The sequence below is a fragment of the Yoonia sp. GPGPB17 genome, assembly GCF_037892195.1.
Lineage (GTDB): Bacteria > Pseudomonadota > Alphaproteobacteria > Rhodobacterales > Rhodobacteraceae > Yoonia.
In genome coordinates this window covers 1-13,665 of the sequence record NZ_JATACI010000002.1, presented here as the reverse complement: position 1 = coordinate 13,665, position 13,665 = coordinate 1, and the positions used below count along the sequence as shown (strand labels likewise).

Annotated in this window: 16 protein-coding genes and 1 tRNA gene; 15 read left to right on the top strand and 2 right to left on the bottom strand. The window is 52.4% G+C overall.

The features are described from left to right. The first annotated feature begins 17 nt into the window (after positions 1–17). The 10 genes from QTO30_RS00365 (at position 18) to QTO30_RS00320 (ending at position 7,217) form a co-directional block, all read left to right on the top strand. Positions 18–323: a hypothetical protein gene (locus QTO30_RS00365; protein WP_340421716.1), complete on the top strand. Its 306-nt coding sequence runs from the start codon at positions 18–20 to the stop codon at positions 321–323. Positions 324–364: 41 nt separating this feature from the next. After that, positions 365–913 (top strand): hypothetical protein, encoded by a 549-nt coding sequence (locus tag QTO30_RS00360; protein ID WP_340421715.1) that lies wholly within the window; start codon positions 365–367, stop codon positions 911–913. A gap of 16 nt (positions 914–929) precedes the next feature. Beyond that, positions 930–2,324, top strand: a complete 1,395-nt coding sequence (locus QTO30_RS00355; protein WP_340421713.1) for a surface lipoprotein assembly modifier — start codon at positions 930–932, stop codon at positions 2,322–2,324. Positions 2,325–3,022: 698 nt separating this feature from the next. Further along, positions 3,023–3,274, top strand: coding sequence for a helix-turn-helix transcriptional regulator (locus QTO30_RS00350; RefSeq protein ID WP_340421712.1), 252 nt, complete (start codon positions 3,023–3,025; stop codon positions 3,272–3,274). Beyond that, a complete protein-coding gene (locus tag QTO30_RS00345) occupies positions 3,274–4,587 on the top strand; it encodes a type II toxin-antitoxin system HipA family toxin (protein ID WP_340421710.1) in 1,314 nt (437 codons plus the stop codon). Before QTO30_RS00350 ends, QTO30_RS00345 begins: the two co-directional genes overlap by 1 nt. Before the next feature lie 392 nt (positions 4,588–4,979). Beyond that, on the top strand, positions 4,980–5,198 hold the full coding sequence (gene infA / locus QTO30_RS00340) for a translation initiation factor IF-1 (protein ID WP_007205486.1): 219 nt from the start codon (positions 4,980–4,982) through the stop codon (positions 5,196–5,198). A 56-nt stretch (positions 5,199–5,254) separates the two neighbouring features. After that, complete coding sequence (locus tag QTO30_RS00335; protein WP_340425846.1) at positions 5,255–5,833, top strand: Maf family protein; 579 nt, start codon at positions 5,255–5,257, stop codon at positions 5,831–5,833. Continuing rightward, the gene (locus tag QTO30_RS00330; protein ID WP_340421709.1) at positions 5,830–6,852 is read left to right on the top strand and encodes a ribonuclease E/G; all 1,023 of its coding nucleotides are present in this window, start codon (positions 5,830–5,832) and stop codon (positions 6,850–6,852) included. The genes QTO30_RS00335 and QTO30_RS00330 overlap by 4 nt, the downstream gene beginning before the upstream one ends. A gap of 10 nt (positions 6,853–6,862) precedes the next feature. Continuing rightward, positions 6,863–7,048 carry a DNA gyrase inhibitor YacG gene (locus QTO30_RS00325; RefSeq protein ID WP_340421707.1) on the top strand — a complete coding sequence of 62 codons (186 nt, stop codon included), beginning with the start codon at positions 6,863–6,865 and terminating at the stop codon, positions 7,046–7,048. A 94-nt stretch (positions 7,049–7,142) separates the two neighbouring features. Next, positions 7,143–7,217, top strand: a tRNA-Phe gene (locus QTO30_RS00320). A 351-nt stretch (positions 7,218–7,568) separates the two neighbouring features. Here the strand turns inward: QTO30_RS00320 and QTO30_RS00315 are convergent. Then, on the bottom strand, positions 7,569–9,581 hold the full coding sequence (locus QTO30_RS00315; protein WP_340421706.1) for a hypothetical protein: 2,013 nt from the start codon (positions 9,579–9,581) through the stop codon (positions 7,569–7,571). Between the two features lie 207 nt (positions 9,582–9,788). Between QTO30_RS00315 and QTO30_RS00310 the strand changes: the two genes are divergently transcribed. Next, positions 9,789–10,136, top strand: coding sequence for a DUF3768 domain-containing protein (locus QTO30_RS00310; RefSeq protein ID WP_340421705.1), 348 nt, complete (start codon positions 9,789–9,791; stop codon positions 10,134–10,136). Between the two features lie 160 nt (positions 10,137–10,296). Beyond that, a complete protein-coding gene (locus QTO30_RS00305; protein WP_340421704.1) occupies positions 10,297–11,274 on the top strand; it encodes a hypothetical protein in 978 nt (325 codons plus the stop codon). Between the two features lie 5 nt (positions 11,275–11,279). Here the strand turns inward: QTO30_RS00305 and QTO30_RS00300 are convergent, their stop codons facing one another. Continuing rightward, positions 11,280–11,588 (bottom strand): helix-turn-helix transcriptional regulator, encoded by a 309-nt coding sequence (locus tag QTO30_RS00300; protein WP_340421703.1) that lies wholly within the window; start codon positions 11,586–11,588, stop codon positions 11,280–11,282. Positions 11,589–11,750: 162 nt separating this feature from the next. Here QTO30_RS00300 and QTO30_RS00295 point away from each other — a divergent pair, with 162 nt between their 5' ends. Genes QTO30_RS00295 through QTO30_RS00285 form a run of 3 tightly spaced genes read left to right on the top strand, consistent with a single transcriptional unit; the run spans position 11,751 to position 13,347 of the window. Continuing rightward, positions 11,751–11,897, top strand: coding sequence for a hypothetical protein (locus tag QTO30_RS00295; protein WP_340421701.1), 147 nt, complete (start codon positions 11,751–11,753; stop codon positions 11,895–11,897). Continuing rightward, positions 11,898–12,350 carry a hypothetical protein gene (locus tag QTO30_RS00290; RefSeq protein WP_340421700.1) on the top strand — a complete coding sequence of 151 codons (453 nt, stop codon included), beginning with the start codon at positions 11,898–11,900 and terminating at the stop codon, positions 12,348–12,350. It begins immediately after the preceding gene. 43 nt (positions 12,351–12,393) lie between these two features. Beyond that, positions 12,394–13,347, top strand: coding sequence for a heparin lyase I family protein (locus QTO30_RS00285; protein ID WP_340421698.1), 954 nt, complete (start codon positions 12,394–12,396; stop codon positions 13,345–13,347). Positions 13,348–13,665: the final 318 nt, after the last annotated feature.

Genomic DNA, 13,665 nt, shown 5'->3' with positions numbered 1-13,665 from the left:
TAGAGAAAGGAATACCAATGAAAAAGGTTTTGGGCCTTGTATCCGTGATTGCCTTGCTTGCAGCCTGTGATGATCGCAGTTCAACGGCAGACCAAGATGTTGATACGCCCACCCCGGGTGGTGGTGGCAATACGAACGGCGCCACCGCATCACTAGGCGATGTCGATTCAGGAGAGCTGAATGAGGGTGTGCTCACCGTGGTTGTCGCTCTGGACGGTGAAGACGCGATTCAGGAATACGCGCTCAATGGCACATTGAACGGCTATGACCGGTACGATCAGCAAGAAACCCCGATCAACCGGGCATTTTCTGCAATCGCCTAAGCACGTCATCTGAAGACAACGAGCTTGTTGCGATTGTCACAATGGATGGTGGCCAGTTCAACCGCTTCTTCGGCGGTGCCGTTCTAGAGCAAGGTACGTTCTCAGCACCAGACAGTGGTTTTGCATATTTTGAAGGGAACTATGCAGGGCTAGTCAACGTAGGTGCGCCTATTGATCCGGGCAATGGTGCCCCTGATGTTGTGACGCCGTCTGGTGTGGGCGAAGTGTTCGGTTCCGTCTATCTGGTTGCTGATTTCACTGACAATGCGACCGAAGGTACGATTTATGACCGCCAAGCTGACGTGGGTGGCGGATTCGTAGAACTTGACGATCTTGTCTTGATCAACACCAGCATTGAGGCAGATGGTACCTTTGAAGGCGACATCGAGCTGGGTGATCTTAGTGGTGCCGGTTCCTACACTGGTGCATTTGGCGGCGAGGATGCAACCTTCGTCGGCGGAATCGTTGCATTGAACGACGGTGCCTATCAAGGTGACTTTCCAGACGACGCCGATACGTCGAACTTGCAGGAGTATGGCCTTTTCGTGATCGGTCAGTGCGACCCGAACAGTTGCTTTGGCGCACCGTAAGGCAGACTATCACTGCATGAAATACGTACTTTTTGCCGCCGCGCTGGCCCTTTGTGGGGTTGGCGCAGTGGCGCAAACATCGGTCGACCTGAGTATTGATCAGGCCCGCAACGTCGCCACCCAAGCTCTTGTGTCCGGCGAGCCTGCCCTCGCGGTGCAGATTGCCGAAGCCATTCTTGCACAACTTCCCGATGACCGGACTGCCTTGATTGTTATTGCGGCCGCCGCACCGCGCGCTGGTGACCCTGCAAAAGGCCGTGTTGCCGGTGCACGGGCCTGGCGCGTATCCTCGTCCGACGCGCAGCGTTATGAGGCGGCGCGACTGACTGCACTGGCTGCGGCAAATGAAGAACGCTTTACCCTCTCAACCTTCTGGCTACGCCGCGCGCTGACCGTCGCCCCAAATGAAGAAGAGCGCACGCAGACCCTACGCGATGCCCGCGTTGTCAGCCAACGCAACCCATGGTCCACACAACTGTCCTTTTCGTTGGTTCCGTCGAGCAACGTGAATGGCGGGGCGGAAGATGAAGACCTTATCATTGGTGGCAATGATACCGGGGGCAACATAAGCGAGGATGGCCTCGCCTTGTCTGGTTGGCGCGCTTCCCTCGGTTTTGGCACACAATATCGTTTTCAGGAGAATGCTCAGAGCCGCTCGACCGTTGGCCTAAGCTACCAGATTTCGCGCGTGCGCATTACTGAAGATACAACTGTGCCGGACGAGGCCTTTGACACGTCATTCTACAGTCTTTCAATTCGCCATGACCGCGCGCTAGAGAATGGGACACTCTCGTTTAGAGGAGCGCGGGGTTTGTATGAATACCGCGATCTGGATCTGGCGACCGAAACCACCGAGTACGACAAATACGACATCTGGAGACTGGGAGTGGACCGACGCTTTGTCGTCAATGATCAGACACTATTGTCGGTTTCCGCAGACCGCGAACGATTGTCATACCTGAAACCGTCAATCGGTGATGTGAACCGCATCTCGCTAACCGGGGCCATAACCTATCAGCTGGACAGCGGCAATCGGATCACCACCACGTTGAAACTGACCGATAGTGATGGCGATACGCCGAACTACACCTCCGATGAACAGTCGCTCAGCATAACGTATGGCTTTGGCGAACCGTTGGGCCCCATTTCTCTCTCGGTTGGGGGTGGACTAAGATGGAGCACGTATCCTGACTACCTTGTATTCGACCCCAGTGTTTTCGGATTTGTTGAAGTTGACGGCGGCCGTCAGGATGAGACCGTGTTCGCCAATGCCAACATCGGTTTTCCCGATATCTCTTATGCAGGCTTTACTCCCGGTCTGCGCATCGATGTCTCAACAACCGACAGCAACGTCAGCCGTTTTGACCGCAACACATTTTCTGCCGGTTTTACGATCAGCTCGCAGTTTTGAGTAGGCCTGATGGTGCTGCCAATGAGAAGAGCTTTGAGCGGCCCGACTGGGAAGAAATCGAAGCGCTTTTCAGCACTTTTGACGACTGGAACCATCAACTGAGAAACTGCTACAGCAAGCAAAGGACCTTGAAGACTCAATATCGCTCCAAGGCCTCCTAACTCTCGGTCACAGAAGCCAAAATGAATATCGGGACCGCGTCCGGGCACTTCGCAACCAAAACTGGAACTCGCTCCATAAGGCCTTCGGCGCGATAGGTTGGTCGAGAGCAAATGCGTGCGTTGTGTGTCCTGGCACGCTGGGATCACCTTTGCGGAATGCATCGTTCAACTGCGCTATCTCGACGATATTGGATGAAGCCATGGGGTGCGTATTCCCAGATGGTTGGCGCGCTTCTCCCGATGAGACTGCCGCTCATTGTCAAAGATAACACCGTTTCTGACTTAGTCTGCATATTCCGGAAAACTGCCATACGGCTCAGGGCGGATCTGATCCCGCCTGCCTTGACCATCACGCGCTACTTTGCGGAGGAAGCTTACAACTATGATGATGATCTTCCATTTTAGTGGAATCCTCTTCTATACGCTAACGCGCATACTCTAAACTTATACGCCTTACCGCATATATAAAGTTTATACGCTAAGCCGCATATTGACAAAATATGCGCCTTAGCGTATATTGATCTTAAGAGGTGGGCTATGGACAATATTGCAAGAACACAAAAACAGCTCGGCAGTATCGTAAGAAGATACCGCAAGCACAAAGGGATGAGCCAAGGAACGCTTGGCTCAAAGTCTAGTCTACGTCAGGCCACCATCTCTAGCATCGAAAATGGTGAGAGCGATGCCAGCCTCACGACCATGATGGATATCTTGGCGGCACTCGATCTTGAGCTTGTGGTGCGCCCACGCAGCAAGGGCTCGGATACGAAGATTGAGGATATATTTTAATGGCACGGCGCAAGACTTACGCCCCGTTAGAGGTCTTTCTCAACGCGCGCTATGTTGGCAGGCTCAGCCGTCAGTCAAACGGCGCGGTTGATTTTTCCTATGCGCCAGATTGGCTTGCTTGGGAGTATACCATGCCAATCTCCCTATCCTTGCCGCTGCGCGAGGATCGCTATGTCGGTGCACCCGTCATGGCGGTCTTCGACAATCTTCTACCTGATAGTGAAGATATCCGCCGCCGTGTTGCCGAAAAACGCGGGGCCGAAGGTACGGATGTATACAGTTTGCTTGCAGCCGTTGGCCGGGACTGCGTTGGCGCAATGCAGTTTTTGCCAGAAGGTGAAGCTCCTGATGCGAACCAAGAGTTAAACGGCGAGGTTCTGAGCGATGACGCTGTAGCGGATATCATAGCCAATCTCGCGCGCGCGCCGCTGGGTCTTGATGAGGATCAGGACTTTCGTATCTCAGTTGCCGGGGCACAGGAAAAGACCGCTCTACTGCGTGATGGTGACCAATGGATCAGACCTCACGGCACAACGCCCACTACACATATTTTGAAGCCACAGATTGGCACGCTTCCCATCGGTGTTGATCTCTCCAACTCTGTTGAAAACGAGCATCTTTGTTTGCGCCTGCTGCATGCTTTTGAACTGAACGTGGCAAACACCGAAATAACTGATTTTGGTGATCGCCGGGTTCTTGTTGTTGAGCGTTTTGACCGTCAGAAAACCGCAGATGGCCGCTTGATCCGATTGCCGCAAGAGGATTGCTGCCAAGCGCTCGGGGTGCCGTCTACCATCAAGTATCAGAATGACGGCGGGCCGAACATGAACAGCATCTTGGACCTCCTGAAAGGCAGTGACGAGCCGACCAAAGATCGTGAAGATTTCTTGAAAGCACAAATCCTGTTCTGGCTCATGGCTGCAACCGATGGGCACGCGAAGAACTACAGCGTGTTTTTGTATCCGGGTGCGCGCTATGGCATGACGCCTTTCTATGATGTGATTTCTGTGCAACCCAGTCTCGATGCTGGGCAGCTACAAGCGCAGAGGGTCAAGCTGGCGATGTCGGTTGGTCAGAATAATCACTACAAGGTCTCAGACATTGTACCACGTCATTTTGTGCAGACGACCAAGCCCGCCGGGCTTGGTGCAGAAGTGGTCGTCGCGATCTTCGAAGACATATCGAAGCGCTTTGATTCTGCCTGGAAAGACGTCGTAGAGAGTTTGCCTCCTGGTTTCCCGGAAGAGCCTATCAGCTCCATTCGCGAAGGTATGGCCAGACGACTGCGCGCTTTTGAGATCGCAAAGCTATAGTGCTCGGATTCCCTTTCACCTTCACTGAAGAAAAGGTTGCGCGTGCAACCCTGACCTGCTGGCGAAGCACGGGTGTGCAAGATCAAAGGCGCGAAGCGGGACCGCAAGCCACGCGCAGCTGCGAGGTACCGAAGTGAGCATGGAGAGGACCCACCCTTGAGACAGAGGGAGAAGAGTTGGTTTTTGGCGCCCGTGCCTATTGGATTACGTTTTGGTCTTTCGTTGCGCGTTCACACCGCCCCATCATACCCAACTTTCCTCGCAGAGGCGCCGCAGCCGTCCACGGTCCTCCTCCAAAACGCCGCATTCGCTGATTCACCCTTGAAAAACCGCCCGTTCAGGCGCATGTAGACGCCGTCTGCAACGGGCAGGCAACAGATATAGGAGATCACATGGCCAAGGAAGAACTGCTCGAATTCCCAGGTGTCGTGAAAGAACTTCTGCCAAACGCGACGTTTCGGGTCGAGCTGGAAAACGGCCATGAGATCATCGCGCATACGGCAGGCAAGATGCGCAAGAACCGCATCCGGGTTCTGGCTGGCGACAAGGTGCAGGTGGAAATGACACCTTACGATCTGACCAAGGGTCGGATTAACTATCGCTTCAAGTAAGGCGACAGCCGTGATGTGTGTGGGGAATGTATGACGACCCTCCCCTAAACCGTGATTTGAAGCTCGTACTCGGCTCCAGCTCGCCCCGGAGGCTGGAACTTTTGGCACAACTGGGGCTGACCCCGACGGCTGTTCGCCCGCCCGACATCGACGAAGATGTCCGCAAGGGCGAGTTGCCGCGCGACTACGTCAAACGGATTGCCTTTGAAAAGGTAAATGCCGTTAATGCCGCTGACGACGAAGTTGTGCTATGTGCTGACACGACCGTTGCCCTTGGTCGCCGGATCATGGGCAAGCCCGCTGATGCGGCAGAGGCCGCGCAATTCTTGTTTGCGTTGTCTGGTCGTCGCCACAAGGTGATCACCGCTCTGGCCGTCAAACGTGGCACGCAGGTCTGGACCAAGGATGTGCAGAGTACCGTCGCCTTCAAACAACTCTCAGATGCGGACGTAAACGCCTATCTGGCCTCGGATGACTGGCGGGGCAAAGCGGGTGGTTATGCTATTCAGGGCCTGGCCGGTGCTTTCATCCCATGGATCAATGGATCCTATACGGGGATTGTGGGCCTGCCATTGACCGAAACTGCTGGCTTGCTGACCGCGGCAGGCGTCCTGCGCAACAAAGATCCCGCATGAAGGGGCGCACCATCATCCTTGATCATATCGGCGGGATCGAAGCGGCCGCTTCTCTGGTCGATGGCAAGCTGGATGACATCCTGATTGATTACGAAGATGCGCCGCGCCCTGGTGCTATTTTTCGGGCCATTTGTGATCGGCCAATCAAAGGCCAAGGCGGGATGATGATGCGCCTGCCCGAAGGCGAGACAGCGTTCCTGCGGCAAGGCAAAGGGTTGCGACCCGGTCAACCACTCTTGGTACAGGTCACGGGTATCGCAGAAGGCGGCAAAGCGGTTCCGGTTACCGATCGTGTATTGTTCAAAAGCCGCTATGCGATTGTAACGCCCGGGAAACCGGGCCTCAACATATCGCGCCAGATCACGGATGAGGATGCGCGCGATGCGCTTCTCGGCGTGGCACATGAGGTCTTCGACACTCCACATGGGTTGATCCTGCGGTCCTCTTGCGAGGGCGCGGATGAAGCTGACATTGCAGATGACATTCTGGCCATGACGGCCCTTGCAGATACTGTTTTGACGGATGCAGAGGGGACAAACCCCGAGGCCCTGACCGAAGGCGACGGGCCGCACACCGTCGCCTGGCGGGAATGGACAGGCGCTGCCGAGGTTGTGACAAAGACGGGATCATTCGCCCAGATGGGTGTGCTGGACCAACTGGACCACCTTGCACAAGCAAAAGTCGCCTTGGGTGAAGGGTTCATGTTCGTCGAGCCCACCCGCGCGTTGGTGGCAGTTGATGTCAATACTGGCAATGACACGTCGCCCGCTGCTGCCTTAAAAGCCAACCTTGCGGCAGCCCGTGCCCTGCCCCGCGCCTTGCGCCTGCGCGGGCTTGCCGGACAGATCACGGTGGATTTCGTGTCGATGTCAAAAGCCCACCGCAAGCAAGTTGAGCAATCGCTGCGCGCTGCGTTCAAGACAGACCCGATTGAAACGTCACTCGTCGGCTGGACCCCGATGGGCCTGTTTGAAATGCAGCGCAAGCGCGAACGCCCCCCTTTCCAAAGCATTTGTTGAAGGACATCTGATGGCCTGCCCCATCTGTGAAAAACCGACTGAAACCGCGTTCCGCCCCTTCTGCTCTAAACGCTGCGCCGATCTTGATCTGGCCAAGTGGTTTAACGGTGGATATGCGATCCCTGCTGATGCTCCGGAGGATGCCGAAGAGTTGGAAATCCAGCTGCAACAGGCAGACACGCAGAAACCGCACTAACGCGTGGTTTTTGAGGCAGTTCCCTCTGGACACCCCCATCCCTCGCGTCTAAAACCCCGCTACCCGACGCGGTGGTTGTCCCCCTCGTCCCGATGCCCGGGTAGCTCAGGGGTAGAGCAGTGGATTGAAAATCCTCGTGTCGGTGGTTCGATTCCGCCCCCGGGCACCATCTAAATCACGCGAAAACAATAGCTTACTGCATTTCTGCATTGCAGCAAAAATCACTGAAAATTCCAAAATACCCTATCACAGTGTTAGCACAGTTGGAAAAAGCTCAGTTAGCACAGTGCGTTGTGAGCGCCGCGCCGTGCACCTAGCACAGTTCTAGCACAGCAGCCTAGCAACGCTCCTTGCCGTGCTTATGGTGCTTTGGGGGTGATTTTGCTGCACTAGATTACGGGACAAAACCATTTTCCAGAAACGGATGGCCCGCCAGCACTACTTTGTTGCCGATAAGCTCAGACCGATGGACATAAACCTCACAAAGGTCTCGAACGATGCGCATCGATATGGTAGCTCGCTAAACTGGCGGTAGAAAAACCTGAACCGCTTCACTTACTCTTTGGACAAGATAATAGACGATGTAGGCGCAACATCCGCCCAATGAAAAAAAGCAAATCCATCTGCCAAAGAGCCCATTGTAGCGCGCCGCAAGAGATTGAAAAACCTCGCTTCCATAGGCGGAGTAAGATGAGATAGTAAGTTGGGAACCAATGCTCGTCGGGCACAGATAGTTGTAGAGAATGTTTGCTACAGTTAATGCGACTACAACTAGTAGTAAGTAGCCAAAATGGCTTGGTGTAGGCAATGGGGGAATTGAAGCTACCAAACTTGCTAGGCTGTCAGTGTTAGGGGCCTCCTCTAACGCAAGTTTCATTGTCTCGAGATTGTTGTTTAAGATTTTTGCTAAGGCGGCATAAAAGACTAGTGCAATCGCAAGTGTGTTCGATACCGCAAGAAGCCTAAGGTTTTGAAACGTACTAATTAGGTTCCACGAAGGAAAATCGCCAATACTGCTTCCTGGCCACCAACGCTGAACCACCGGTGGCTCTGTGGGATCAAAAACTAGCCCGTTTCCAAAAAATGCACCCTCTGCTCCAAAAACACCAGAGCATCCCACAAATCGCGTACCGGTTACGATTGCTGACTTAGAGCCACGTAGCTCGACTTCCTGTTCTCTAGTGGTAGAAAACACTGCTCTTTCAAGCCTACAATATGACAAGTCTGCAAATCTAAGTGTTGAGGCGACTAATTCTTCTTCAGCTCTACTGCCAGCCTCTGTTGATTTTGTTCCTGCAAACCGGGCCCCTCTCATGTCACAATCCCATAATACGCATCGGTCGAGGTTGTTTTGGCTAACGTCCCAACCGTCCAGCTTTTTCCAGAACAACTCTAGCCGTTTGCCTTCCTCTCCATCGGTAGCAAGCCATAATTCGTGATCACTCACTCTTTGCATCAGCTCTTCAACTGGAACTTTCCAGCGCGGACGTAAGAGTGTTGGAACTACTTCACAGTAGAACGAGCGAACCCAAAAAAACAAAAACCCTACAAGAACACTTGCTAGCTTCGAGGACGATTTGCTTCGCTCATCTTGGTGACGGTTCTCGACTTCAAATTTAGGTTTTAGCTCTCGTTCATTTGTTAGCTCTTCAAACTCAACTTCATCAACCACCCGAAAACCGCTTATAGAAACGCCGTATCCGTCTTCCTCCAATAAGCATAGCTTAAGTGCGGTTTGCAGGTCTTCAGTGCGAGATGCAGGGCAAGCAATCTTCAGTTGCAATCGTTCATGAACTATTTCTTGGGAAAGAATTTGACACTTTGCACTGCTGGCGAAATTAAACACATTTCCGGAGTTGGTTGGATCAGTCTCGACATTGTATTCAAGAACTGGTTCGAGGATCGCCGGTTCTGCAGAACGAAGGGCTAAATGCACTGCTTCCCTGCCTGCAGTTTCGAAAGAGCTCGCGTCCGAGTATGTATCATGAAAAGCACCGTCTTTAAGCTTAACTTCCACATTCGCAATTTCCCCTCCGACGAAAGGACCATTTTGTAGACCACGTTCGATTCCTCGTATGGCGTGGTTATTCAGCTCGCGTGGAATCGCTCCCCCAACAACGTTCGATACGATGGTACTTTCCGTTGGCGAAAAGTCCGGATTTCCAAGTGTGTGTTGGTCCCTTGGCGTAATGCTCAGAATTACCCGTGCAAACTTCCTATCACTCTGGAAGTCATTGTCGAAATCTTTGTGAGTGTGATCAATGGTTGTTTCGGCAAGCGTAGTCTCAAAGTAACGTACTTCGGTATGATTTTCAGTTATAGTGATACCGACTTCGGAAAGTTGCGTCAGAATATCATCGACTTTTCTCGGGTCATTGAGCAAGATTTTGAACTCTAGATAGCTGACTTTGCCAGTTTTAAATCCACCTAAATTTCGTTCGAAACGCTCCAAACACTCAGATATTTGGAATAACTCAATTTCTTGATTTTCATATTTGAAGGTGGCCTCTAACGCCCAATTATTGACGGCCATGATCCAGTCCTAATTCCTTGTGCTACACAACGAAGGCCAAACCATAACGCGAGGAACGCCCACATTCTGGACTCTCAACTTGGCCACTTGTTTGCACTATACACGGTGCCTCGAGGTGGCCAACAAGGCTACCCACGGCTTTCAATCTTAAATCGCTCTTTCCTTCGCATCGCCATAACTGGATTGGACCCAACCGAGGACGTCCACATGGCATCATCCAAAACCACAGAGATAGCCCAACTGAACGATGCTTTCCGAAGTGGCGATCCCAGCGTACCAGGGCAACGCTTTGTGACCGCTGGTGTTGTCCACTTGTTGAGCCAACTGGACATTCCCATTGAAACGCTGATCCAAAGGGTTGCCCAGTTCGATGACTTCAACTGCGACAGCACCCCGCATGCTGAACATGACTTCGGAGCATTTGCGTTTCACGGACATCAACTGTTTTGGAAGGTGGATTGCTACGACCAAGACTATACCTTGGGTTCCGACGATCCCACGGACCTCAGCAAGACCCGTCGAGTGCTCACCATCATGCTGGCAGATGAATGGTAAGACGGACCCTGTAAGAACTCAGAGAAACTTTCGTGAGGAAAGTTCTGCTGGGTTTTTCCGAGCAAAACTATAGTGATGAGCCAATTGCTAGTAACGCAACCGCCACAAAGCGGCAAAAACAGTGCGATCCGCGCATGTAGCTCACCAAAGGAAGCCAAGTGTGTTGGAGCTCATCAATCTTATCGAAAAGTCGGGTCAAACTGTTCGTAGCGATTTCAGGCGCTGGTTCAGGAAAACTCCGGTTGCGGCAAATTGGACTGTCGCATCTGACTACAGCGTAGGCAATCGTAACAAAAAGAGTGATGCGTTCTCCTTTGTCATCATGCCGAAGCACGATACGGATCAAAACATATCGTCGTGGATTTCTGCATTTGCGCCCAAAGACATAAAGGCGACACGAGCTCCATCACAGGAGTTCTTGGATTACTTTTGCTCACCTGTGTCGTTCAGCTACAGCTTTGTTGTTGAGCGCGAGAGCAACTACCTCAAGGCTGCAATCACTCTGGAGGCCATGCGGGCAGTTGTAAGGCAACTCCAAGAGGTCGTTTTCCAGTGGAAGGCAGCAGAGCCAGGGAACGAATTGTACTATGATGAATTAGGCAATCGCCTTGGTTCATTGCTTTTTGAACTGGATGGCAAAAACCCATCATCAGCTCTGCTACGTCGAATGTTTCTGGTTGCTTCGTTCGGCGCGCTGGTTTTCCATCTAATTCATGACGAGAAATCGCCACTGAGCATTCGATGGATCAGTGACAGAGATGCCATGTTTGATCGACATGACGGCCTCGCATTTGATCTTGGATGGCTTTTGTTTCAAATCATGAGGCGGCGTTCAGGCGGCGTCATCGATGTCCGCCGTCCACAGCTCATTTTCACTTCTCCATTGATGGATGGCGTCAACAGCTATGATGAATTTGTGCGATTGCCCGACTATCTGGCAGGAACCCTGGCTGATCTTCGATTGCCCAACGTGATTTTCAGCCATCCAAAATTTCCCAAAGTGTTCAACAGGCTATTTGTCGACACGCAAAACAATGCGATCATTGAGATTGTGGCACCAACCGGCCGCATAACTTCTCGGCGCTTAGCCTTCGGGAACCCACCGGAAGGTGCTAAGTCAATAAGGCGTCCGACGTAACGCGTTCAGCTCTCACCATCCTCTTTGAGCACCTGTCCAAGCTTCAACAGTAGGTTCAGCTGCCGATCATCCATCTGGAAGATCATGGTGTTCAACTGAATGAGCGGCCGCTGCCGAGCATCCGATACATCCTCATGATCAAGCTCAAAAAACTCCCGCATGGGCAGGCCAAGCACGTTGGCAATATCGTAGAGCGTGGAAAAATTGGGCGCAGTCTTGCCGCGCTCGATGTTGGAAATCGTCTCGAACGCTTTGTCTATGGCTTCCGCCAGCTGAGCCTGTGTGAGGCCCTTTTGTTGCCGTGCTGCTTTCACACGCAACCCGATGTTTTGCTTCAACTGCTTGCTCATAACGCGATTTATAAAGCCGTGTAAAGTTCTTGCCCATGTAATCAGGTTTCGCTTATTGCTGCTGAAGTCGGCTCTTAGAGCCGATTGTTGAATTCAAACCCGTCTTTGAACACCAAGGAGCAGCAGATGAAAACGTATGAAGCCCGTATCCGCACAGCTGATGGCAACTTCACCACCACAACCATTGATGCGCGGGACATGCTGCATGCGAAGCAACTTTTGGAGGCCCAGTTTGGCGCTGGCAAAGTCACCATAGTTGGTGAAATCCGCTGAATGGCCATTGTCGTTGGCCTCGTCGTTGCGCTGATCCTGCTGCTGGCTTTCAATCTGTTGGGTGCTGGCTTTCGCAATCCACGTTGGTTGTTCGTTGGGGCGTTGCTGATCTTTGCCCTCTACAAGTGTGGTTCCGACCAACTGGCTGAGGACAGCGCGGATGTGCTCGTAGTCGCTCAATATTCGGATCAATGTCCAGATCGCCACGTGCGGGTGACGATCCACAACGGTGGTGACACCGCGATTACCAACATGCGGTTCTCAGTCACCAGCTATCAGCCCAATCATTCCGAGCCCGTGGCAACACGGTACGAAACCACGGACCGTATCATTGGAGCGGACCAAGTGTGGAGCCATTGTTGGCGGGTTCTTCAACTCGACAATGTGGATGGCGCCTTACACCCATCACTGCGTTGGGAAGCCGAAATAACCGGCATCACGTTGGCACAATGACGGGCCAACCAAGTAGGAAAATCAAAATCTCATTTGGAGCATCATGAAACGCCTTTTGATCATTACCGCCGTCGCTGCCTTGGGTTTGGTTCAAACGGCCCTGGCGCAACCCACTGATCCCAACTGGCCACGAAGCCAATGGCATGACGACATGCGTTATGAACGCAACCAAGGCTTCACGCGCGATGGTTGGAACGGAAGCGGCACCAAACTGCCCCATCAGTTCAACATAGTTGGTGCACCATATCCTGTTCGTTACGGTGCGCATTCAGAGCGTTTTGAAATCCGCCCAACCGATGACAACGCGATGCGGGATTTGGGTGTCACCGGCGGCAATCGCAGCGAACTCACCCAACGACCAAGCAGGGAGAACCTGCGTATTGGCGAAGATGCTTGGTTCGGTTGGAGTTTCTATCATGAAAATCTGTTTGCTGCGTCACGCAGCTACGGTTGGTTTCCGATGCTGGGCCAATGGAAAACCGATCTGGATGCTCCACCTGTCATTGCCTTCACTCCTGCTTTCGATGGTGGGCCAGTGCGGGAGTACATGGGCATCCACCTCAACGATCTTTCCAGAGGAAAAGATGAGGAATGGATGGCTGAAAACAAGTTTGGTTACCCATGTACAAGGTTGTTCAATATTCGGATTTCCACGGGCAAGTGGATGGACATAGTGGTGAACACAAATTTCTCAGATGCCGATGATGGCTATCTCAACATTTGGATCAACGGCGAGAAGAAATGCAGCTATAAAGGTCCAATCGTGTCCACGCCCGTTGATCGCTTCACATCTTATGGATTTCGCAATCACGGCCCGCTGTTCAAACGAGGCTATTGGTCAGGCAGTCAAGGGTTTCCGACAAGATGGTTGGACAATCATCCTGATGAACCTATCCCAACATTTGTCGTGTATTTTGACGAATGGCGGCAAGGTCGGTCTCGTGAAGAAGTAGACATTCGTTTGATCGAAACAGCTGACGGTCCGCCAGTGGATTGAGCTCACGGCCACCGTTCGAAAAATTCAGAGAAACTTTCGTGACGAAAGTTCCGGTTTGTTCTTCGTGAGAAAATTTCGATGCGAACTTTCCGTGGGAAACTCTTTGAGAGTATTTTCCTGGGGAAAGGCCAATTTCTGGTTCAGCATATCTGGGTGCTGGCTCCAAATCCGCGAACCACAACGCATTGATTTCACTGAAGTCCAGATTCGAATTTCAAGTTCGTTGGTGCAACATGCCGTCATGGCCGCTTGAACTGGGCTCAGTGATTTCGCCGGTCCCACTGGGCTTTATAGCTTTCAGCTTTTTGGGTTTGACCT

What these genes read in the sequence shown, in the direction of transcription:
- QTO30_RS00290 (WP_340421700.1), top strand. Translation starts at nt 11,898, where the DNA reads ATGGCCATTGTCGTTGGCCTCGTCGTTGCGCTGATCCTGCTGCTGGCT.
- QTO30_RS00310 (WP_340421705.1), top strand. Translation starts at nt 9,789, where the DNA reads ATGGCATCATCCAAAACCACAGAGATAGCCCAACTGAACGATGCTTTC.
- QTO30_RS00295 (WP_340421701.1), top strand. Translation starts at nt 11,751, where the DNA reads ATGAAAACGTATGAAGCCCGTATCCGCACAGCTGATGGCAACTTCACC.
- QTO30_RS00330 (WP_340421709.1), top strand. Translation starts at nt 5,830, where the DNA reads ATGAAGGGGCGCACCATCATCCTTGATCATATCGGCGGGATCGAAGCG.
- QTO30_RS00350 (WP_340421712.1), top strand. Translation starts at nt 3,023, where the DNA reads ATGGACAATATTGCAAGAACACAAAAACAGCTCGGCAGTATCGTAAGA.
- QTO30_RS00315 (WP_340421706.1), bottom strand. Translation starts at nt 9,581, where the DNA reads ATGGCCGTCAATAATTGGGCGTTAGAGGCCACCTTCAAATATGAAAAT.
- QTO30_RS00345 (WP_340421710.1), top strand. Translation starts at nt 3,274, where the DNA reads ATGGCACGGCGCAAGACTTACGCCCCGTTAGAGGTCTTTCTCAACGCG.
- infA (WP_007205486.1), top strand. Translation starts at nt 4,980, where the DNA reads ATGGCCAAGGAAGAACTGCTCGAATTCCCAGGTGTCGTGAAAGAACTT.
- QTO30_RS00325 (WP_340421707.1), top strand. Translation starts at nt 6,863, where the DNA reads ATGGCCTGCCCCATCTGTGAAAAACCGACTGAAACCGCGTTCCGCCCC.
- QTO30_RS00285 (WP_340421698.1), top strand. Translation starts at nt 12,394, where the DNA reads ATGAAACGCCTTTTGATCATTACCGCCGTCGCTGCCTTGGGTTTGGTT.
- QTO30_RS00360 (WP_340421715.1), top strand. Translation starts at nt 365, where the DNA reads ATGGATGGTGGCCAGTTCAACCGCTTCTTCGGCGGTGCCGTTCTAGAG.
- QTO30_RS00365 (WP_340421716.1), top strand. Translation starts at nt 18, where the DNA reads ATGAAAAAGGTTTTGGGCCTTGTATCCGTGATTGCCTTGCTTGCAGCC.
- QTO30_RS00355 (WP_340421713.1), top strand. Translation starts at nt 930, where the DNA reads ATGAAATACGTACTTTTTGCCGCCGCGCTGGCCCTTTGTGGGGTTGGC.